This is a genomic window from Streptomyces sp. XD-27 (genome assembly GCF_030553055.1).
In the GTDB taxonomy this organism is placed as follows: Bacteria; Actinomycetota; Actinomycetes; order Streptomycetales; family Streptomycetaceae; genus Streptomyces.
The window spans coordinates 2,323,031-2,342,568 of the sequence record NZ_CP130713.1 but is presented as its reverse complement, the minus strand read 5'-3'; the positions used below and the strand labels follow the sequence as shown (position 1 = coordinate 2,342,568).

Genomic DNA, 19,538 nt, shown 5'->3' with positions numbered 1-19,538 from the left:
CGGCCATGGGGGAGGGAGCCCGCCGTGGATCAGGGACAATGGGCGCCATGAGCGCTCGTACCCCGCAATCCTCCGAGTCCGCCGCGCCCGGTGGCACCGACGCCCCGCACCGCGCGGGCTTCGCCTGCTTCGTCGGCCGCCCCAACGCGGGCAAGTCCACCCTCACGAACGCTCTGGTCGGCACGAAGGTCGCCATCACCTCCAACCGGCCGCAGACCACCCGGCACACCGTGCGCGGCATCGTGCACCGCCCGGACGCCCAGCTGGTGCTGGTCGACACCCCCGGGCTGCACAAGCCGCGCACCCTGCTCGGCGAGCGCCTCAACGACGTCGTACGGACCACGTGGGCGGAGGTCGACGTGATCGGCTTCTGCCTGCCCGCCGACCAGAAGCTCGGCCCCGGCGACCGCTACATCGCCACCGAGCTGGCCGGGATCAAGAAGACCCCGAAGGTCGCGATCGTCACCAAGACCGACCTGGTGGACTCCAAGCGGCTCGCGGAGCAGCTGATCGCCATCGACCGGCTCGGCCAGGAGCTGGGCATCGAGTGGGCCGAGATCATCCCGGTGTCGGCGGTCGGCGACAACCAGGTGGGCCTGCTGGCCGACCTTCTGGTCCCGATGCTGCCGGAGAGCCCGGCGCTCTACCCCGAGGGCGACCTGACCGACGAGCCCGAGCAGGTCATGGTGGCCGAGCTGATCCGGGAGGCGGCGCTGGAGGGCGTACGGGACGAGCTCCCGCACTCCATCGCCGTGGTGGTCGAGGAGATGCTGCCGCGCGAGGACCGCCCCGCCGACCGCCCGCTGCTCGACATCCACGCGAACGTCTACATCGAGCGCCCCAGCCAGAAGGGGATCATCATCGGCCCCAAGGGCCGGCGCCTGAAGGAGGTCGGGACCAAGTCGCGCAAGCACATCGAGGCGCTGCTGGGCACCCCGGTCTTCCTCGATCTGCACGTGAAGGTCGCCAAGGACTGGCAGCGCGACCCCAAGCAGCTCCGCAAGCTGGGCTTCTAGCCCGCGTCTCGGCCCGCGTGCCGGTGCGCGCTCCGGCCCGCGGTCACGCGCCTTCCTTGAGCACCGTACGGACCAGCTCGCGCTGGGCGTCGCTCAGGTGCGGGTCGGCGCAGTGCGCCGTGCGGCTGCCGTCCACGGTGATCTCGTAGCGGAAGCCGTCGGGCACGCCGCGCGGCGCCGCGCCCTGGTCCGTCTCCAGGGCCTGGTGCGCCAGGGCCTCCACATGGCGGGCGTCGGGTCGGTCGGTGGTGTCCAGCTCCGCCCGGCGCGTGATACCGGCGAAGCCGCCGGAACGGATCACGGTGATTCGCATGGCTCCATCCTCACTCCGTCCCGGCGCCCCCGCCGCTCGTAACGGCGCTATTCGGCCGGAACGCCCACCTCGCGCCACGCCGCGAGCACCGCGCTCCGCTCGTCGCCCTCTCCGTACCGGGCCGCGGCGGCGGCCACCGTGAGCTGGGCGAAGTCGGTGAACTCGGCGTTCGCCGCCAGCTCGCCGCCGGTCAGCACGTCGTACCAGATCTGTCCCGCGCGCTCCCACGCGTGGCCGCCGAGGGCGTCGGCGAGCAGGTAGAAGGCGTGGTTGGGGATGCCGGAGTTGATGTGCACCCCGCCGTTGTCCTCGCTCGTGTCCACGAAGTCGTCCATGTGGCCGGGCTGCGGGTCCTTGCCCAGGACGTCGTCGTCGTACGCCGTGCCCGGGGCCTTCATCGACCGCAGGGCCTTGCCGGTGACGCGCGGGGCGAGCAGCCCGGCCCCGATCAGCCAGTCGGCCTCGGCGGCGGTCTGGCCGAGCGTGTGCTGCTTGACCAGCGAGCCGAAGACGTCGGAGACCGACTCGTTGAGCGCGCCGGAATGGCCGAAGTACTCCAGGTTGGCGGTGTGCTGGGTGACGCCGTGGGTCAGCTCGTGGCCGATGACGTCGATCGGGATGGTGAAGTCGAGGAAGATCTCGCCGTCCCCGTCGCCGAACACCATCTGCTCGCCGTCCCAGAAGGCGTTGTTGTAGTTCTCGCCGTAGTGGACGGTGGCGTCCAGCGGCAGCCCGGAGCCGTCGATGGAGTGGCGGCCGTAGCCGGACAGGAACAGCTCGAACGTGGCGCCGAGCCCGGTGTACGCGCGGTTGACGGTCTCGTCGCCGGAGGCGTCGTCGCCCTCGCCGCGCACCTTCTTCCCGGGCAGGCTCTCGGTGTGCTGGGCGTCGTAGACGGTGCGCTGCGGGCCTTCGGCGGCCGCGGTCCCGGTGCGGGGCGCGACGCCGCGGACCGTGGTGATGCGGCGGCGAGTGCGGTGCAGGGAGTCCCGCTCCAGGGTGCGGCGGGCCGGCTCGTGCAGTACGGGGTCGTCGGCGCGCGCCAGCTTGTCCAGCACGTGCGGCGGGACGATCGTGCAGAAGACCGGCGCGGGGTGTCCTTCGGTGGCATCCATACAACGCAATGTGGCATCGCATCACCGGAGTGTCACTGCTCACATCGGGGATTCCTGAATTCGAGTGGTCCCTCACGTTTCTGCCGTAACCGACCGGCGTCCCGCATACTGAAACGCAACGACCATTCCTCGGCGCCTCGGCTATCGTGCTGCCCATCATGCGTTTCGGGCTGCTTCTCCTTAGCTGCCGCGGCGAGGGCCTGTAGTCATAGGCCGACCCCCTCCCCGCGGAGTCCGGTGTTGCCCACCGTCGGCCGTCGAAGCCCTTTCGACAGGAGCCCGCGCAGATCATGACCTCCACGCCTGAGAACACCGTCGGCCGCCCCACCCCCATCACGGCGGCGACCGTCACTCAGAAGCCGTCCGGGATGCCGATCCACAAGTACGGCCGGTACGAGGCCGTCGACATCCCCGACCGCACCTGGCCGGACCATCGCATCACCGTCGCCCCCCGCTGGCTCTCCACCGACCTGCGCGACGGCAACCAGGCCCTGATCGACCCGATGTCCCCGGCCCGCAAGCGCGAGATGTTCGACCTGCTGGTACGGATGGGCTACAAGGAGATCGAGGTCGGCTTCCCCTCCTCGGGCCAGACCGACTTCGACTTCGTCCGGTCGATCATCGAAGAGGGCGCGATCCCCGAGGACGTGACGATCTCCGTCCTGACCCAGGCGCGCGAGGAACTGATCGAGCGGACCGTGGAATCCCTGGTCGGCGCGCACCGCGCGACGGTCCACCTGTACAACGCCACCGCCCCGGTCTTCCGCCGGGTGGTCTTCCGCGGCTCCCGCGAGCAGGTCAGGCAGATCGCGGTCGACGGCACCCGGCTGGTCATGGAGTACGCCGACAAGCTGCTGGGCGACGAGACCGTCTTCGGCTACCAGTACAGCCCGGAGATCTTCACCGACACCGAGCTGGACTTCGCGCTGGAGGTCTGCGAGGGCGTCATGGACGTCTGGCAGCCGGAGGAGGGGCGCGAGATCATCCTCAACCTGCCCGCCACCGTGGAGCGCTCCACCCCGTCGACGCACGCCGACCGCTTCGAGTGGATGTCGCGCAACCTGTCGCGGCGCGAGCACATCTGCCTGTCGGTCCACCCGCACAACGACCGGGGCACCGCCGTCGCCGCCGCCGAGCTGGCCATCATGGCGGGCGCCGACCGGATCGAGGGCTGCCTGTTCGGGCAGGGCGAGCGGACCGGCAACGTCGACCTCGTCACCCTGGGCATGAACCTGTTCAGCCAGGGGGTGGACCCGCAGATCGACTTCTCGCAGATCGACGAGGTCCGCCGTACCGCCGAGTACTGCAACCAGATGGAGATCCACCCGCGCCACCCCTACGCGGGCGACCTGGTCTACACCGCCTTCTCCGGCTCCCACCAGGACGCCATCAAGAAGGGTTTCGAGGCCATGGAGGTCTCGGCGAAGGAGCAGGGCAAGACGGTCGACGAGATCGAGTGGGCCGTCCCCTACCTGCCGATCGACCCCAAGGACGTGGGCCGGTCCTACGAGGCGGTCATCCGGGTCAACTCGCAGTCCGGCAAGGGCGGTATCGCCTACGTCCTGAAGAATGACCACAAGCTGGACCTGCCGCGCCGGATGCAGATCGAGTTCTCCAAGACGATTCAGGCCAAGACCGACGCCGAGGGCGGCGAGATCACCCCGGCCCAGATCTGGGACACCTTCCAGGACGAGTACCTGCCGAACCCGGACAACCCCGAGGCCCGCTGGGGCCGCATCCAGCTGCGGACCGGGCAGACCACCACGGACACCGACGGCACGGACACCCTGACCGTCGAGGCGGTCGTGGACGGCGTCCCGACGGTGCTGACCGGCTCCGGCAACGGTCCGATCTCCGCGTTCTTCGACGCGCTGGCCGCCATCGGCGTGGACGCCCGGCTGCTGGACTACCAGGAGCACACGATGAGCGAGGGCGCCAGCGCCCAGGCCGCGTCGTACATCGAGTGCGCGATCGACGGCAAGGTGCTGTGGGGCATGGGCATCGACGCCAACACCACGCGCGCCTCGCTCAAGGCCGTCGTCTCGGCGGTCAACCGGTCGGAGCGCTGACGCCCCTCCGCTGCCGTTAACCCGGTGCGCCGACCGGCGTTCACTCGTACGGGGGTCCCTGCCTGCCGCGCCCGGCGGGCAGGGACCCGGCGTTTGGCCTGTTGTCTCCGTACGGGGTACTGACGGCACAACATCGATGTGGCTAACATCACGTCAACGCGGCGACGTTGCCGAATCGTGATGGAGGTGCGACGTGGTGCACGCGGAAAGCCGGCACACCCGCGACCTGTGCGTCGTGGGTGTCCGCACGCTCTGGAGGACCGTCGGCGACGGCGAGTTCTTCTGCACCGGCTGCGGTGGTGACCGCAACTACCGGCGCCGGACCGGCCGCCGCCGCATCGTGGTCCTCGGCGTCCCGCTGCTCCCGCGCGGCCAGGTCGCGCCGGTCGTGGAGTGCACCTCGTGCCGGGGCCGGTTCGGCACCGAGGCCCTCGACCACCCCACCACCACCCGGTTCTCCGCGATGCTGCGGGACGCCGTGCACACCGTGGCGCTCGCCGTGCTCGCCGCGGGCGGCACCGACGCCCGCCCGGTGCGGCAGGCCGCCGTCGGCGCGGTGCGCGCCGCGGGCTTCGCCGACTGCAGCGAGGAGCAGCTGCTCGCCCTCATCGAGGCCCTCGCCGCCGACACCGGCCGGCTGCCCGGCATGTGCTCCCAGAGCCCCGGGAGCGGAGCCGGGGCCCTCGACCCGTGCGGCACCGCGCTCGCCATAGAGCTGCACGAGGCCCTGGAGCCGCTGGCGCCGCACCTGGCCCCGGCCGGGCGGGAGACCATCCTGCTGCAGGGCGCGCGGATCGCGGTCGCCGACGGACCGTACCGGCCCGCGGAGCGCGCGGTGCTGGAGACGGTGGGCAGGGCGCTGTCGATCTGCCCCGACGACACGGAACGGCTGCTGGCGGCCACGCGTACGCCGTCGTGAGCGAACCCCGGCCCGTCTGGGGGGACCTCCCGGATCGAGGGCAACGCCCGAAGGGCGTTCCGGGGCCCGGGGCGAAGCCCCGCGAAGGGAGTGGGCCGCAGCCCCGGGTCTGATTACTCCCCAGGGAGTACCGGGCCCGCCGCGCACCCGCGGGGGTAGCCGCGATCTCCCTCGCCCGCCCGACGATCCGCGCCCCGCCGCCCGGAAGTCTGGTGCGCATGAAGACACCCAGCGCGCCCAGCAGACGGGCCACCACCGTGCCCTGGGCGTTCCTCGCCCTGTGGATCGCCGTGCTGGCCCTCGCCCTCCCGTTCGCCGGAAAGCTCGCCGACGTCCAGCGTGACAAGGCCGTCGACTACCTCCCGGCCGGTGCCGACTCCACCCAGGTCGCGAAGGTCCAGGAGGCCCTGCCCGGCGGCGAGTCCACCGACCTGGTCATCGTCTACCACCGCGACGGCGGGCTGACCGCCGCCGACCGGCAGGCCGCCCGCGAGCAGACCGGCCGCATCGCCGACACCTACGAGCTGGCCGGCCCGGCCGGCGACGGCCGTCCGCGCGGCATTCCGGCCAAGGACGGCGCGACGCTGATGTACCCGCTGTCGCTCACCGGGCTGCCCGAGGAGGACCAGCGCACCGAGGCCGTGGCGGACATACGGGACGCCGTGGAGCGCCACCCGGCCGGGCTGAGCGTCGAGGTCGGCGGCCCCGGCGCGCTCGGCAGTGACGCCAAGGAGGTCTTCGAGTCCATCGACGGCACCCTCATGATCGCCACCGTCGCCGTCGTCGCGGTACTGCTCATCATCACCTACCGCAGCCCGTTCCTGTGGCTGGTGCCGCTGCTCGTCGTCGGCGTGGCCGCCGTGACCGCGCGGGCCGTCGTCTACGCCCTCGTCCAGGGCTTCGACCTCACCGTCACCACCCAGAGCGCGTCGATCATGACCGTCCTGGTCTTCGGCGCGGGCACCGACTACGCGCTGCTGCTCGTCGCCCGGTACCGCGAGGAACTCCGCCGCCACCCGCGCCCGTACGACGCGATGCGCGCCGCCGTGCGCGGCTGCGGCCCCGCCGTCCTCGCCTCCGCGGGCACCGTCACCGCCGGACTGTTGTGCCTGCTGGCCGCCGACCTCAACAGCAGCGCCGGACTCGGCCCGGTCGGCGCGGTGGGCGTCGTCTGCGCGCTCGCCGCCATGACGACGCTGCTGCCCGCCGTGCTGGTGCTGTGCGGCCGCCGCGTCTTCTGGCCGCTGATCCCCGCGTACGGCAGCGAACCGCGCGTCCGGCGCAGCCTGTTCGCCGCCATGGGCAGCTCCGCCGGGCGGCGGCCGGGCCGGGTCCTGGCCGGTGGCGCGGTACTCCTGGGCGCCCTCGCCCTCGGCGTCCTCAACCTGCCGGGCGACCTGAAGGACGAGGACACCTTCACCAAGAAGCCCGAGTCCGTGTCCGCGATGGAGACCCTCGCCGACGCCTACCCCGAGCGCGGCAGCCAGCCGATCGACGTCCTCGCCCGCACGGACCACGCCGACGAGGCGCTGCGACGGGCCCGTACGACGGACGGGGTCGCGGCGGCGGAGCGCGGCCGCAGCGGCGGCGGCTGGACCGAGATCACCGTCGTCGCCGCGGACACCCCCGAGTCGGCGGCCGAGCTGGACACGATCCGCAGGCTGCGCACCGGACTCGACCGGATCGACGGGGCGGAGGCCCTGGTCGGCGGCCCCAGCGCGCAGAAACTGGATCTGGAGGAGACCAACTCCCGCGACCGGGCCGTGGTCGTCCCCCTCGTCCTCGCCGCCGTCCTGCTCATCCTCGTCCTGTTGCTGCGCTCCCTGGTCGCCCCGCTGATGCTGGTCGCCGCCGTCGTCGCCGTCTGGGGCGCGGCCCTGGGCCTGGGCGGCCTGGTGTTCGAGCCGGTCTTCGGCTTCCCCGGCATGGACTCCGGACTGCCGCTGCTGGCCTTCGTCTTCCTCGTCGCGCTCGGCGTCGACTACGGCATCTTCCTGATGCACCGGATGCGCGAGGAGTCGCTGCGCGGCGCCGACGTCCCGCAGGCGGCGGTCACCGCGCTGCGCACCACCGGCGGGGTCATCGCCTCGGCGGGCGTGGTGCTGGCCGCGACCTTCGCGGTCCTGGCGACGCTGCCGATGGTGATGATGGTGGAGCTGGGCTTCGTCATCGCGGTGGGCGTGCTGCTGGACACGTTCCTCGTACGGACCTATCTGGTGACGTCGGCGAGCCTGCTGCTGCGGCGGTGGGTGTGGTGGCCGGGCGCGCTGTTCCGAGGGGCGGGTGTGCGCGGTACGGGGGTCCGCGCGGCCGGGAACGGGCCGGGGGGACCGGCGGCGGCCGAGGCCGATCGCGGCCTGCACGTGGTGGAGGATCGTCCGGTGGCGGACGACCCGGTGGCCGACCACTCGCTGGCCGATCGGGCCGGGACCGGGACCCGGTGAGGGACGGTCCTGGCGTGTCGCCGACCCGTACGCGTACCGGCATCGGTGCGCGTACGGGCGGCGGTGGGCGTATACGGGCTGACGCGCGTACGGGCGGTGGTGCGCGCACGCGGGCTGATGTGCGTACGGGGGACGGCGCGGGTCCGGGCGCAGACGCGCGTACGGAGGCCGCCGCGCACCCAGCCACTGGCGCGCGTACGGAGGCCGGTGCGCATCCAGGGACCGGCGCGCGTACAACAGGCGCGTGGCGCGGGCGCGGTGCCGTCGCGGAGGATGGGGCGGTGACCGCCCACCCCACGACCGAAGCCGCACCGCCGGGGCCCTGGCCGCGCGGGGCGCTGGACAGGGCCCTCCGGGCCCTGCACGGCAGCCCCCGCGGCGGGGCGCTCGCGCGCATGCGGACCGACGCCGCGCTCGCCGCCGCCGTGCTCACGCTCCAGTGCGTCCTGGCGTCGGTCCTCCCGGAGAGCGAGGGGCACCGCCCCGGGATCCTGGGCTGGCTGCTGCTCGTGGCCAGCGCCGTGGCGCTGATCGAGCGCCGCCGCAGCCCCATGCTCGTCACCGTCGCCGTCGTTCTGCTCGTCGGCCCGTACCACGCCATGGACAACGTGCACCTCGCCGTCGTCCCCGCCGGGATGGTCGCCGTCTTCACCCTCGCCGTCACCGGACCGCCGCTGCGCGCGTACCTCACCGTCGGCACCGTCATCGGGATCATGGTCACGATCATGGCGACCGGTGAGACACCGCACGCGGGCGTGGACATGCTGCGCAGCTCCGGCTGGGTGCTGGCGGTGGTGGTCCTCGGGGACGCCGTCCGCATCCACCGCCGGTACATCGCCGCCATCGTGGAACGCGCCGAGCGCGCCGAACGCACCCGCGAGGAGGAGGCGGCCCGGCGGGTCGCCGAGGAACGGCTGCGGATCGCCCGCGACCTCCACGACCTGCTCGCGCACAGCATCACGCTCATCGGGGTCCAGACCTCCGTCGCCGCCCACGTGCTGATCGCCGATCCGGAGCGACTCGACCGCGCCGCGCTCGCCACGGCGCTCGACGGCATCGCCGACACCTGCCGCGACGCGCGCGCCGAACTGCGCACCACCCTGCGGGTGCTGCGGGCCGACGACGCCCCCGGCGGCGACGGCCGGGACCCGCTGCCCCACCTCGACGGGCTGCCCGACCTGGCCAACACCGCACGGGCGGCCGGCGCGGAGGTCGACCTGGCGGTCCTGCCCGGCGACCGGGAGCCCGCCCCCGTACCCGCCGCGGTCGGCGCCGCCGCGTACCGCATCGTCCAGGAGTCCCTCACCAACGCGGTACGGCACGGTGGCCCCGACGTACGGATACGGGTACGGGTCGAACGGACCCGCCCGCCCGGCGCCCTGCGCGTCACCGTCATCGACACCGGCCCGGGCCGCGCACCGGCCGAGCCGCCCACCGGCGGGGCGGTCACCGGCGGGGCGGCCGAGCCGCCCACCGGCGGGGTCGGCTTCGGCATCGCGGGGATGCGGGAACGCGCCCGCAGTGTGGGTGGCACCCTGGACGCCGGGTCGCACGAGACCGGAGGCTTCCAGGTCACCGCGCTGCTCCCGCTGGACGCCGGCTCGCATCACGAGGAGAAGCCATGACCACCACGCGGCCCACGGGGCTCACGCGGCCGGAGGGCGCCCCGATCAGGGTCCTGCTGGCGGACGACCAGACCCTGGTCCGCGCCGCGTTCGCCATGCTCGTGGACTCGGCGGGGGACATGACGGTGGTGGGCGAGGCGGGTACCGGGCGCGAGGCCGTGGCCCAGACCCGTGCCGCCCGCCCCGACCTGGTCATCATGGACATCCGGATGCCCGACGTGGACGGCATCGAGGCCACCCGCCGCATCGCCCAGGACCCCGACCTCGCGGACGTCCGGGTCCTGGCCCTGACCACGTACGACACCGACGAGCACATCGTGGAGGCGCTGCGCGCGGGCGCCTCCGGCTTCCTGGTCAAGGACACCCGCCCCGCCGAACTCCTGGACGCCATCCGCACCGTGGCCGCAGGCGAGGCCCTGCTGTCTCCCGGCCCCACCGCCCGCCTCATCGCCCGCGTCCTGCGCCTGCCCGCGGCCCCACCCCCGGCGGCCCCGCCGACCGCGGCCCTCGCCACCCTCTCCGAACGCGAACGCCAGGTCCTCACCCTGGTCGGCCGCGGCCTGAACAACGCGGAGATCGGCGAGGCGCTGCACCTGAGCCCGCTGACCGCGAAGACGCACGTCAGCCGCATCATGGGCAAGCTGGCCGCCCGCGACCGCGCCCAACTGGTGGTCGCGGCCTACGAGTCGGGCCTGGTGACACCGGCATCGTGCCCGACGGAAGCCTCCTCGGGAGAACCCTCGGGCTGAGGCTCGGCGTCGGGGGATCCTCCGGGAGAACCCTCGGGCTGAGGCTTGGCATCGGAGGATCCCCCGGGAGAACCACCGGGCTGAGGCTGCGGCCCCCGAGGCCGCCGCCCCTCGGACAGCCGCCCGAACCCCTCCCGATACGCGCTCCAGTCCCCCTCCGTCGCCGCGAAGTCCACATACAGCGCGACCCCGAACCGCTCCCGGTGCCGGTCCTCGCGGCCGAGCCCCAGCCGGATGCCGCGGACCGCCGCCCGCACGGTCTCGGCGGACTCGCGGTGGCCGAAGTCGTCCGTGTGGTAGGCGGGCAGCCCCATGAGCAGGTCGGTGCTCTGCGGGGTCACCTCCAGCGCCAGCGCGGTCTGATGGGCCACGTAGCCGCCGTACAGGCTCTCCAGCGGCATCGTCGTGTCGTACGACATCACCGCGATCTGGTCGACCCGGCGCGCGACCGCCCCGAAGTACCTCTGCGACCAGAAGACGGGGCTCCCGGTGACGAACCCGGCCACCGTGTGCTGGGCGGGGAGCGGATCGATCTTGTGCGCCGCCACCGACAGCGGCACGTGCCGGGCGCGCGTCATGGCCCGCAACCCGTCCAGCAGAGTCAGATAGTCCCCGTCGCCCGAATGCAGCGGCTCCAGATCGAAGTGCACCCCCTCGAAGCCCGCGTCCAGCACCTGCCGGGCGGAGGCCACCACCTCGCGCCGGGTGCCGGCGTCGCCCAGCCGCATCCCCTTCGGGCCTTCGGTGGCCAGTACGTCCCCCAGCCACGCCTGCACCCGCACGCCCGGAAGCTCCCGGTGCACCGCCTCGACCAGCCAGTCGACCGCCGGGTACAGGTTGTCGGGCAGGGTGCCATCGTGCTCAAGCGGCCCCGCGTGCACGTACAGATCCCGAATCCCGGTGCCGCGCACCCGCCGCACCAACTCGGCGAGTTCCGCGTCGCCCTTGCGCCCGTCGACCCATGCGTGCCCGAGCCAGACCGCGTCGCGGCCGCGCGTCTGCGTACCGGACTTCAGATCGCCCGCGTACAGCAGCCGCAACGCGATCCCGGCGCTGATCAACGGCACCAGCAGAACGACCGCGAGGCCCAGCGCGATCCGCTTGGGCCACTTCAACCGAGGATCGCACCACCGCCGCGCGACCGCACGCCCCGTGGTCCGGAGCGTGCGCCCTGCTGTCCGGAGCGCACGACGCGCCTTCCTTAAAGAAGGAATCATCGAGCGAGAATAGCCGCGTCAACCAAGATTGACACAGTGATTCGAACACACAGTGGAGACCTACGCGCTCGTCCTGGTCAACCGCACCGCGCCGTCCTCCGTCACTTCGGTGAGCTTGAACTCCACGCCGGCGAATTCGAGGGTGTCGCCGATCGTGACGTCCTCGTAGTCGGCCACCGTGATACCAGTGCAGTTCTCCGAGATGGTCGCGGTCTTCTTGTCGGCATCGGCGGAGAACACGGCGACGGAGCCCCCCGTGTGGAGCCGGGTCACACCGCCGTTGTTGAGCAATGACCAGTTGCCGCCCTTGGGGGGAAACGCCTTCGCGGCGGCGGCACGGACGGCGGGGTTCGTGGTGAAGCAGAGCCGCTCGTCGGCCTTGCCGCCTACTGGCTTCATACTGGCGGGCGCGGCGGCGGCCTTGGCCCTGTCCTTGGCGTCCTCCGGCCACAGGACCACGCGGTAGGAACAGATCTGGCTGACGGTGTAGGCGTGGCCGGAGAGGGTCACCCGCTGGCCGGGCTTGACCGTCTGGCTCTTCTGACCGTCCTGATAGCTCGCACCGTCACGCAGCCCGGCGGTGCGCGTCATGCCGTCGGACTGCGCCGTCTCGTACTGGACAGCTCCGCCACCCGGGAGCCGGTAGCCGCCGCCGCGCAGCACATGCAGGCCCTCGGCCGAGGCCTTCCCCACGCACAGCGGCCCCTTGTCGCGGGCCGCCGCCGAACTCGTATCGTCCGAGGGGCCGTCCGCGCCACCGCCATCGGAGGAGCCGCAGCCGGCCAGCGCGAACAGCGCCACAGCCGGCATGACCGCTGCGATTCCGCGCCTACGCATCCGCATTTCCCTCGCTGCCGCGCACGCGCTCCAGCACAATGCGGGTCCGGTACTCCACCGCCGCGACGCGCCACTCATCGCCGGCGATCTCCACGACATCACCTGGTGTCAGGTTGTCGTAATCGGCGACCGTTTCACCCTCGCAACCCACCTGAATCTGGCCGTGCACCGAGGGCTTGGCGAAGATCCTTGCCAGGACCGCGTACGAGCGTCCTTCGTGGCGGACCTTGTACGGCACGTGGTAAGCGACCGCCCAGCGGCCATCCACCTCGAACGGGTACTTCACATGTTCAGTCAATTCACTCACCGATTCGGCATGTCGTATTTCTCGGGCCACCCGAAGTACTTGTTGAACTGCTCCTGGCTCACTTCGATCGGCTTGTAGTCACTGACACCCCAAGGGTTGCCGAGGATGATCTTCCCATCGTCAGTGAATCCGCGGACGTAGTAGGCGTGGTTGCTGGAGTAGGAACGGCCCCATTCCTTGGGGACGTCCTTCTCCAGGCTCTCGTCGTCCGGAGTGGATACTGTCACTGGGTGCCCCGCGTCGAATGCCTCCTTCAAGGACTCCAGGTTCTTGTCCTCCTTCTCCTCGAGCCAGAGGAAGCCACCATTCTTGGTGATGTCGTCTCCTTCGTTCCCCGTGAGGTACGGCGCGGACTCCTTGGGGTCATCACCCTCGATGCCGCCGTAGCCGGTCTCGCCCTTCTCGTCCGTGTACGACAGCGCGAACGCCTTCTCGTAATAGGCCGACCACGTTGAGCCGTTGCCGTAGGTGCCGATGGGATCCCCGTTGGTGTCGGTGGGCAGATCGGGGGTCATGGTGACCCAGCGGTGATTGCCGTCCTCGTCCCAGATGCGCACGCTGACGGTGCCGTTCGCGTTCTCCTTGATTCCCTCCTTGATGAACTGAGGGTCCTTTTGTGCGACGGCGGCGAGGGACGCGACGTACCAGCAGTCACCGAACTGATTCTGGTTGATGTCGTCGGCCGAGGGCTCCCCGTTGAACAGGGGGTCGGACGGGTTCTGCCAGTGGATTCCGGAGTTCGTCTGGCCGTTCTGGTCGTTACCGTGCCTCTTGTACGGGTTGCTGTTGGTGAAGGTCGGCTGGACTCCGGGAAAGGCCTTGGTGAACTTGTCGAAGTTGTGCGGGCTGATCCTGGAGAGCCACCGGCCGTAGGTGGTACTGCGGTCGTCCTTCTCCAAGCCGTTCTCGCTGAGAAGCCACGAGCCTTCGGTGTTCTTGGCCAACTTGTCGTAGTGGGCGAGGTCCTTGGCGTCCGCCTTGGAGATGACCGCATCGAGTTCCGCGCCCGTCAGGCCATCGAGCTTTTTGGCGACTTTTTCGAGCTCGTCGCGGTTACCGTTGAGGCCGAAGTCGTCACCCTCCAGCCCCTTCAGTTCCTTCAAGGCTTCGTCGATCTTCTTGCCGTCCGGCGCCTTCTCGTCCAGGAAGACCATGCTCTGATCGACCGGGTAGCCCGCCTTCTCGAGCTTCTTTTTTTTCCGCGCGCTTCTTCAACGCGGCGGCGTCTTCACTGTCCTTATTCGCCACGTTTTGCCCCCGTGAATTCTCGTTTAACTTCCAGTCGGATCTACACACTGATCACGCCCGGGGGAGCATAACGGTTCCGGGTGCGGATCCGGTGGCGGGGACTCCGCTTCCGTTCGACACTGTTCGGGGCCTTTGGTTGCAACCATTCCCATTGCTCCGGTACGCCGCCTGGTCGGGGTGCGCTATAACAGGACGCCCGCGGCGGGGAGTTGGGGGGCAGGCATGGCGGAGGGCAGGGCCGGGGCGTTACTGGCCAAGGTCGGCCTCGCGGCGGCGAGCGTGGTGCCCCCGGCCCTGCTCGGCGCCCGGTTCTGGCCGTCGGTGCGCGAACACCCCGTCGGCGCCCTGCTGCTGTTCCTGGCCTACCTGGTCCTGCTCGCGGCGGTCGGCTTCTGCGTGAAGGTGTACACGAACGTCGCGGACCGCTGGGTCACGCGGGCGGCCGACGGGGTCGACCGGCGGCTGCGCTGGCGGATCTCCCGCTTCGAGCGGGACTACCGGGCGTACGTCCTGAGCCACCACCGCTTCATCGACCTCAAGGGCCTGGCCACCCGAGGAGACTTCACGCCCGGACTGGAAGAAGTCTTCGTCGACGTCAGCCTGGTGCCCACACCCACACACACGGCGTCGCAGGAGTCCCTCGCGGGTACGGTCCGGGCGGCCGGCGCTGCCGTACGGCAGTCCATCCACGACTTCCTGGGCACCCCCGACGGCACGGCGCTCGCCGTGATCGGCGCCCCCGGCACCGGCAAGACGACCCTGCTCAAGCACCTGGCACTGCGCCTGGCGCGCGAGCCGGGGAAGCGCGGCTCCCGCGACCTCCCGATCCTGCTCTTCCTCCGCGACCACGCGGCGGCCATCACGGCCGACCCCGAGATCACGCTCCCGGAGGTCATCGGCGCGTCCCTGCGGCGCCTGCGCGGGGACGAGCCACCGGGCTGGTTCGACCGGCAACTCCAGGCCGGGCGCTGCGTGGTGTTGCTGGACGGCTTGGACGAGGTGGCGAGGGAGGAAGACCGGCGCAACGTCTCGAAGTGGGTCGAGGAGCAGATCGAGAGCTACGAGGCCAACGACTTCGTGCTCACCTCCCGCCCCCACGGCTACCGGTCCGCGCCGGTCAACCGCGCCCGCGTACTCCAGGTGCGGCGCTTCACGGGCGAGCAGATCACGCGCTTCGTACAGGGCTGGTACCGCGCGATCGAGCGGCTGAGCACCGGCGCCGACGACGCGGCGGTCGCGGACCGGGCGGCGGAGGAGGCGACGGACCTGCTGGACCGCCTCCGCGCCCGCCCGGTCCTGTACGACCTCGCGGCGAACCCCCTCCTGCTGACGATGATCGCCAACGTCCACCGCTACCGGGGCGCCCTCCCCGGCAGCCGCGCCGAGCTGTACGCCGAGATCTGCGAGGTGCTGCTGTGGCGCCGCCAGGAAGCCAAGGGCAATGTGGCGGCGCTGCCGGACGAGTTGACCGGCGCGAAGAAGGAGGCCGTGCTGCGTGAGCTGGCGTACGTGATGATGTGCGAGCGGCGGCGCGACATCGACACGGCCCGTGCGGCGGAGACCCTTGGCCCGGCCCTGTTCCGCGTCGGGGCGGCGGCGGTACCGGTGGAGGACTTCCTGGCCGCGATCGTGGCGAGTGGGCTGCTCGTGGAGAGGGAGCGAGGCATGTACGCGTTCGCGCACCTCACTCTCCAAGAGCATCTGGCGGCCCTGCACATCCAGTACCGGGGACTGGTGGACACCCTGATCGCCGGTGTCCAGGACGACTGGTGGCGCGAGACGACGCTGCTGTACGCGGCGCGGGTGGACCCGGGCCCGATCGTGGAGGCGTGCGTCGACTCCGGCAGCGTGACGGCCATCGCCCTGGCCTTCGACTGCGAGGAGGAGGCGGCGGAATTCGCGCCGGAGACGCGCAGGCTCCTGGAAGATCTGCGCACCGACGCGCTGCGGACCGGACCGGACATGCCCATGGGGCGGCTGATGACGGCGGTGACGGTGACGCGTGCGCTGCGGCAGACGGTGCGCCTGGGGCAGGACACACTGGTCTGCGCGAGCCCGGTCTCCGAGGAGCTGTACGGGCTCTTCACCGGGGAGCCGCGAGCGGGCCACAGGACCGCGACGGGCATGACCGGACGCGAAGCGGCGGCGTTCACCCAGTGGGTGAACGAATTGCTGCCCGACGGCCCGCGCTACCGGCTGCCCACGGAGGCAGAGGTCGCGGACGAGGGATTCCGCATGGTGGCAGCGGATCGCCCGGTCTGGTACGCCCCGGACGCGCAGACCCGGCTGTGGGTGCCGGAGGGGACGGAACACCCGTGGTCGGTCCCCATGGACCCGGAAGGCCAGGTCTGGCTCGGCCAGGATGATGAGGCTGACCGCGTCCTGGAACTGGGCAAGCTGGGGCTGGCTGTCGTACGCGGCTTCGCCAACAGCTCTGGCCTCGCTGCCGATCCACCCCGCAGACGTGTCGGCGTGACGCGCGGGTCCGGCGTCTCCGTCGGATCCCAGGCGCGTCATGACGCCCAAGCCGCCCGTGCCGGTGCCCTCATCCTGAGTCTGGGGCTCGACACCGCCCTGGTGCGCGACATCGTCCTCGCCCCTGAGCGTGCCTGGGAACGCGCGGGTGCCACCCACCCCTCGCCCGGTCTCTCCCGCCACGGGAACCCGGCCCGCGTTCTCGAATTCATCAGACCGCTCGCCCCTAGTCTTCCTCCGAAGGCGCACGTCGACCAGCTCGCGGAGGCGACCAGGCTGGTCGCTCTGCTGCTCATCGTCGCCGCACGTGAGGACTCGACCGTGGCGGGCCTCCTGCGGGCGGTCTCGTTCCCGGACCGTCTCGCCCGCCCCGCGGGAGAGACCCAACCTGTCTCCACCCGCATTGCCCCTGACCCCGGAGAGGAGGGTGTGGCGGCGTCGGTGGCGGCGGGGTTCCTTTGGAACGCGGCCAACACGACGCGCGATCTGGAGGACATGTCGGCCAACCTCCCCGCCGCCTTAAGCCAATTGACCGGCCGCCTTATCGACGAGCTGAGGCCGCCCGAGGCGCCGGACCCGGCCGAGGCCCCGTACCTCCGCCTCACCGCACTGACGCTGGCCGCGGTGGCGGACCGCTTGCTGCATGCCCCCGAAGCGGCCGAGGCGTACCGGCACACCGTCAGAGGCGTCATGGCGCGGTGCGGGCGCGCCGACGGCACGATGCCGAAGCCGGAGACGATCGTGCTGGTCCGCGCGTGATCACTCGCCCTTCTCCGGGGCCAGGTCCGCCTGCGGCGCGCCGTTCGCCTGCGGCGCGCGCACCTCGAACCAGATCTGCTTACGGGTCGGCTCCGGGCTGCCGAGTAAACGAACGCCCCACTTGAACGCGAGCTCCTGCATGAGGAGCAGACCGCGCCCCGCCTCGTCGTCGGTGCCCGCCTGCCGCGGCAACGGATGCCGGTACGGCTCGTTGTCCTTGACGGTGATCAGCGCGGCGCCCGCCTGTGCGAGCACGGTGATGTGGATCATGCGGGTCGCGGCGGCGTGCCGGTGGACGTTGCTCACGGCCTCGGAGACCAGGAGCCGCGCGGTCTCGGTCAACTCCTCCGCCTCGCCCTTGGCATGGAGCAGGGCGGCGATGGCATCGCGGCAGACGCGGGGGCTGGAGGGGTGGTTGGGGGCGCTGAATCGGAAGAGCGGGGGGATGTTGGCGGTTTCGGGCATGGCTGTGCCTCTCCAACGCTGTGCGTAGTGGGTTCGCTGCGCTGTGCGAGTACGACCATAGAGGTGTGGGTGCATTCATGCATCGGATTCTGCTGAATTCCATCAGCGCGAGTGGACGTGTCGGTAGCGTTGCCGGGACACTGAGTGACGAGCGAAGGGGAGGACGTACATGCCGCAGAGGCCAGCTCCGACCGCCCGGCAGCGGCGCGTTGGCGCGGAACTGCGCAAGATGCGCGAGCGTGCCGGAATGAACGTGGCGCAAGCTGGTGCGCAGTTGGGAGCTGAAGGAGCCCGGGTCAGCAACATGGAGGCCGGGCGCCTCGGTGTCAGCGAGGAGCGCGTCAGGATGCTTGCTGACATCTACTCCTGTGCGGATCACGCGTACATCGACGCACTCGCGGCCCTGGCCACGCAGCGGACCCGTGGTTGGTGGGAGGAGTACCGCGGGCAGGTCGCGGCCGGAGCGCTGGACCTCGCCGAGCTCGAACACCACGCTGTGGCGATGCGGGGCGTCCAAATCATGCACATCCCAGGGCTCCTTCAGACGGAGGCGTACGCGAAGGCGCTGTTCGCTGGCGCCGAGCCTGTACCCACGCCTGTCCAGCTTCGACGCCGTTTGTCGTACCGACTGAGGCGACGCGATGTGCTGGACCGGACTGACCCGCCGCAGTGCACCTTCTTCATCCATGAGGCCGCGCTGAGGATGCAGTTCGGTGGTTCCAAGGTGGCTCGAGAGCAGCTTGAGCACGTCCTGGATGCCTCGGAGCGAGATAACGTGACTGTCCGGGCCATCCCTTTCGCCGCTGGTGGCTTCCCGAACGCCGGGTCCTCCATGCTGTACCTATGCGGGCAGGTCTCGCAGTTGGACACCGTGCAGCTCGATGTCCCGACGGGGTCGACGCTCTTGGACGCCGAGGCGCATCTCGCCAACTACCGGAGAATCCTGGATCAGGCTGAGGCGAGGAGCCTCACCTCCAACGAGACGCGCGATTTCATCCGCGCCATCACCAAACACCTATGAGGGCTGAGGTATGTACGAGCTGCGCTGGCGGAAGTCTTCCTACTCGGAGGGGGGAGAGGACAATCACTGCATAGAGCTCGCCTGCGGGTGGCAGAAGTCGTCGTACTCAGGACAAGCGCCGGCCAGCGACTGCGTGGAGCTCGCCCGCACCGCGGGCCCCGTCCTTCTCCGCGAGAGCGACGACCCGCACCGGATCATCGCCACCGGCCCCGCCCCCCTGCGGGGCTTCCTCCGGGCCGCCAAGGCCGGGGCCTTCGACGCCGTCGCACAACGCCCGTAACGGGGAGCCGCGGGGCCGCCCCCGAGGGCCTGTCCGCCGGAGCTTCGTGGCGGCCCGGTCACCTATGCTGAGGCGGCCACTCCGGCCACCTCAGCCCACTCAAGGAAAGACCCGTTGACTCCGCATTCCCTCGCGTTCTACGTGGACGTGGTCACTTCCGGAACGGTGCTCGGCGCCAAGCCGACGGACGGCCCCGACCGGGTCACGGCGATCCTGGGCTCAGACTTCGCCGAGAACTCCTTTGACGATCACAGCATGTGGCGCGACTACGGAATGGTCGAGTTCTTCTGGTGCCGGACATCGCCGGACCACCCGTGGGAGGGCCACCACTTCACCCTGCAGGTGCATCGCCTCTCCTACTGGGGCGGGAGCATTGTCAACAGGGCGATTCGCGACCGGTACGGCCGCTTCGACCGCCATCTCCGCTTCGACAAACTGGAGCGGCTGCTGGCGAAGCGCGGCGTGCGCGTGGAGGACGTCCCGGACGCCAACGCTCCGGCCTTCACCCTGCACTGGCAGCCTGCTTCCCAGGTGTCCGTCCTGGCGTTCCGGGCCCATGAGCGGGGGGAGCGTCGGCGCGGCGATGAACGTGTCGGTGACGTGTATGCCGTCTCTTCATCGATGAGTGCCGAGACGGTGGCTTGGAACAGAGCGCGCTACGGCCGTCAGGACGCCTGAC

16 protein-coding genes and 1 pseudogene are annotated in these 19,538 nt (G+C 71.0%); 10 read left to right on the top strand and 7 right to left on the bottom strand.

Going from position 1 to position 19,538, the window contains the following annotated elements:
* Positions 1–47: 47 nt before the first annotated feature.
* Complete coding sequence (era, locus tag Q3Y56_RS10275; protein WP_304461647.1) at positions 48–1,016, top strand: GTPase Era; 969 nt, start codon at positions 48–50, stop codon at positions 1,014–1,016.
* A gap of 43 nt (positions 1,017–1,059) precedes the next feature.
* Here the strand turns inward: era and Q3Y56_RS10270 are convergent, their stop codons facing one another.
* Positions 1,060–1,329 (bottom strand): protealysin inhibitor emfourin, encoded by a 270-nt coding sequence (locus tag Q3Y56_RS10270; RefSeq protein WP_304461646.1) that lies wholly within the window; start codon positions 1,327–1,329, stop codon positions 1,060–1,062.
* 47 nt (positions 1,330–1,376) lie between these two features.
* Positions 1,377–2,444 (bottom strand): M4 family metallopeptidase, encoded by a 1,068-nt coding sequence (locus Q3Y56_RS10265; protein WP_304461645.1) that lies wholly within the window; start codon positions 2,442–2,444, stop codon positions 1,377–1,379.
* 290 nt (positions 2,445–2,734) lie between these two features.
* Between Q3Y56_RS10265 and leuA the strand changes: the two genes are divergently transcribed.
* The 5 genes from leuA to Q3Y56_RS10240 all read left to right on the top strand — a co-directional run bounded on the left by leuA (position 2,735) and on the right by Q3Y56_RS10240 (position 10,250).
* Positions 2,735–4,513, top strand: coding sequence for a 2-isopropylmalate synthase (gene leuA, locus Q3Y56_RS10260; RefSeq protein WP_304461644.1), 1,779 nt, complete (start codon positions 2,735–2,737; stop codon positions 4,511–4,513).
* A 193-nt stretch (positions 4,514–4,706) separates the two neighbouring features.
* Positions 4,707–5,432, top strand: a complete 726-nt coding sequence (locus Q3Y56_RS10255; RefSeq protein ID WP_304461643.1) for a TerB family tellurite resistance protein — start codon at positions 4,707–4,709, stop codon at positions 5,430–5,432.
* Between the two features lie 218 nt (positions 5,433–5,650).
* Positions 5,651–7,876, top strand: coding sequence for an MMPL family transporter (locus Q3Y56_RS10250; protein WP_304461642.1), 2,226 nt, complete (start codon positions 5,651–5,653; stop codon positions 7,874–7,876).
* A gap of 395 nt (positions 7,877–8,271) precedes the next feature.
* A complete protein-coding gene (locus Q3Y56_RS10245) occupies positions 8,272–9,501 on the top strand; it encodes a sensor histidine kinase (RefSeq protein ID WP_304465538.1) in 1,230 nt (409 codons plus the stop codon).
* Complete coding sequence (locus Q3Y56_RS10240) at positions 9,498–10,250, top strand: response regulator transcription factor (RefSeq protein WP_304461641.1); 753 nt, start codon at positions 9,498–9,500, stop codon at positions 10,248–10,250. The genes Q3Y56_RS10245 and Q3Y56_RS10240 overlap by 4 nt, the downstream gene beginning before the upstream one ends.
* A gap of 125 nt (positions 10,251–10,375) precedes the next feature.
* Here Q3Y56_RS10240 and Q3Y56_RS10235 read toward each other — a convergent pair.
* The 4 genes and pseudogenes from Q3Y56_RS10235 to Q3Y56_RS10220 all read right to left on the bottom strand — a co-directional run.
* Positions 10,376–11,467 (bottom strand): annotated as a pseudogene (locus Q3Y56_RS10235) (hypothetical protein); the annotation flags it as partial.
* Positions 11,468–11,527: 60 nt separating this feature from the next.
* Positions 11,528–12,277, bottom strand: coding sequence for a hypothetical protein (locus tag Q3Y56_RS10230; protein ID WP_369696730.1), 750 nt, complete (start codon positions 12,275–12,277; stop codon positions 11,528–11,530).
* Between the two features lie 19 nt (positions 12,278–12,296).
* Positions 12,297–12,611 (bottom strand): hypothetical protein, encoded by a 315-nt coding sequence (locus Q3Y56_RS10225; RefSeq protein ID WP_304461639.1) that lies wholly within the window; start codon positions 12,609–12,611, stop codon positions 12,297–12,299.
* A complete protein-coding gene (locus tag Q3Y56_RS10220) occupies positions 12,608–13,765 on the bottom strand; it encodes a C2 family cysteine protease (protein WP_304461638.1) in 1,158 nt (385 codons plus the stop codon). The genes Q3Y56_RS10225 and Q3Y56_RS10220 overlap by 4 nt, the downstream gene beginning before the upstream one ends.
* 316 nt (positions 13,766–14,081) lie before the next feature.
* Between Q3Y56_RS10220 and Q3Y56_RS10215 the strand changes: the two genes are divergently transcribed.
* A complete protein-coding gene (locus Q3Y56_RS10215) occupies positions 14,082–17,093 on the top strand; it encodes an NACHT domain-containing NTPase (protein ID WP_304461637.1) in 3,012 nt (1,003 codons plus the stop codon).
* Here Q3Y56_RS10215 and Q3Y56_RS10210 read toward each other — a convergent pair whose 3' ends face one another.
* Complete coding sequence (locus Q3Y56_RS10210; RefSeq protein ID WP_304461636.1) at positions 17,094–17,558, bottom strand: ATP-binding protein; 465 nt, start codon at positions 17,556–17,558, stop codon at positions 17,094–17,096.
* Between the two features lie 169 nt (positions 17,559–17,727).
* Between Q3Y56_RS10210 and Q3Y56_RS10205 the strand changes: the two genes are divergently transcribed.
* The 3 genes from Q3Y56_RS10205 to Q3Y56_RS10190 all read left to right on the top strand — a co-directional run bounded on the left by Q3Y56_RS10205 (position 17,728) and on the right by Q3Y56_RS10190 (position 19,537).
* A complete protein-coding gene (locus tag Q3Y56_RS10205) occupies positions 17,728–18,579 on the top strand; it encodes a helix-turn-helix transcriptional regulator (RefSeq protein ID WP_304461635.1) in 852 nt (283 codons plus the stop codon).
* A gap of 10 nt (positions 18,580–18,589) precedes the next feature.
* A complete protein-coding gene (locus Q3Y56_RS10195) occupies positions 18,590–18,859 on the top strand; it encodes a DUF397 domain-containing protein (protein ID WP_369696729.1) in 270 nt (89 codons plus the stop codon).
* A gap of 141 nt (positions 18,860–19,000) precedes the next feature.
* Positions 19,001–19,537, top strand: a complete 537-nt coding sequence (locus Q3Y56_RS10190; RefSeq protein WP_369696728.1) for a hypothetical protein — start codon at positions 19,001–19,003, stop codon at positions 19,535–19,537.
* The last annotated feature ends 1 nt before the right edge of the window (position 19,538 follow it).

What these genes read in the sequence shown, in the direction of transcription:
- era (WP_304461647.1), top strand. Translation starts at nt 48, where the DNA reads ATGAGCGCTCGTACCCCGCAATCCTCCGAGTCCGCCGCGCCCGGTGGC.
- Q3Y56_RS10270 (WP_304461646.1), bottom strand. Translation starts at nt 1,329, where the DNA reads ATGCGAATCACCGTGATCCGTTCCGGCGGCTTCGCCGGTATCACGCGC.
- Q3Y56_RS10265 (WP_304461645.1), bottom strand. Translation starts at nt 2,444, where the DNA reads ATGGATGCCACCGAAGGACACCCCGCGCCGGTCTTCTGCACGATCGTC.
- leuA (WP_304461644.1), top strand. Translation starts at nt 2,735, where the DNA reads ATGACCTCCACGCCTGAGAACACCGTCGGCCGCCCCACCCCCATCACG.
- Q3Y56_RS10250 (WP_304461642.1), top strand. Translation starts at nt 5,651, where the DNA reads ATGAAGACACCCAGCGCGCCCAGCAGACGGGCCACCACCGTGCCCTGG.
- Q3Y56_RS10245 (WP_304465538.1), top strand. Translation starts at nt 8,272, where the DNA reads ATGCGGACCGACGCCGCGCTCGCCGCCGCCGTGCTCACGCTCCAGTGC.
- Q3Y56_RS10240 (WP_304461641.1), top strand. Translation starts at nt 9,498, where the DNA reads ATGACCACCACGCGGCCCACGGGGCTCACGCGGCCGGAGGGCGCCCCG.
- Q3Y56_RS10230 (WP_369696730.1), bottom strand. Translation starts at nt 12,277, where the DNA reads ATGCCGGCTGTGGCGCTGTTCGCGCTGGCCGGCTGCGGCTCCTCCGAT.
- Q3Y56_RS10220 (WP_304461638.1), bottom strand. Translation starts at nt 13,765, where the DNA reads ATGGTCTTCCTGGACGAGAAGGCGCCGGACGGCAAGAAGATCGACGAA.
- Q3Y56_RS10215 (WP_304461637.1), top strand. Translation starts at nt 14,082, where the DNA reads ATGGCGGAGGGCAGGGCCGGGGCGTTACTGGCCAAGGTCGGCCTCGCG.
- Q3Y56_RS10210 (WP_304461636.1), bottom strand. Translation starts at nt 17,558, where the DNA reads ATGCCCGAAACCGCCAACATCCCCCCGCTCTTCCGATTCAGCGCCCCC.
- Q3Y56_RS10205 (WP_304461635.1), top strand. Translation starts at nt 17,728, where the DNA reads ATGCCGCAGAGGCCAGCTCCGACCGCCCGGCAGCGGCGCGTTGGCGCG.
- Q3Y56_RS10195 (WP_369696729.1), top strand. Translation starts at nt 18,590, where the DNA reads ATGTACGAGCTGCGCTGGCGGAAGTCTTCCTACTCGGAGGGGGGAGAG.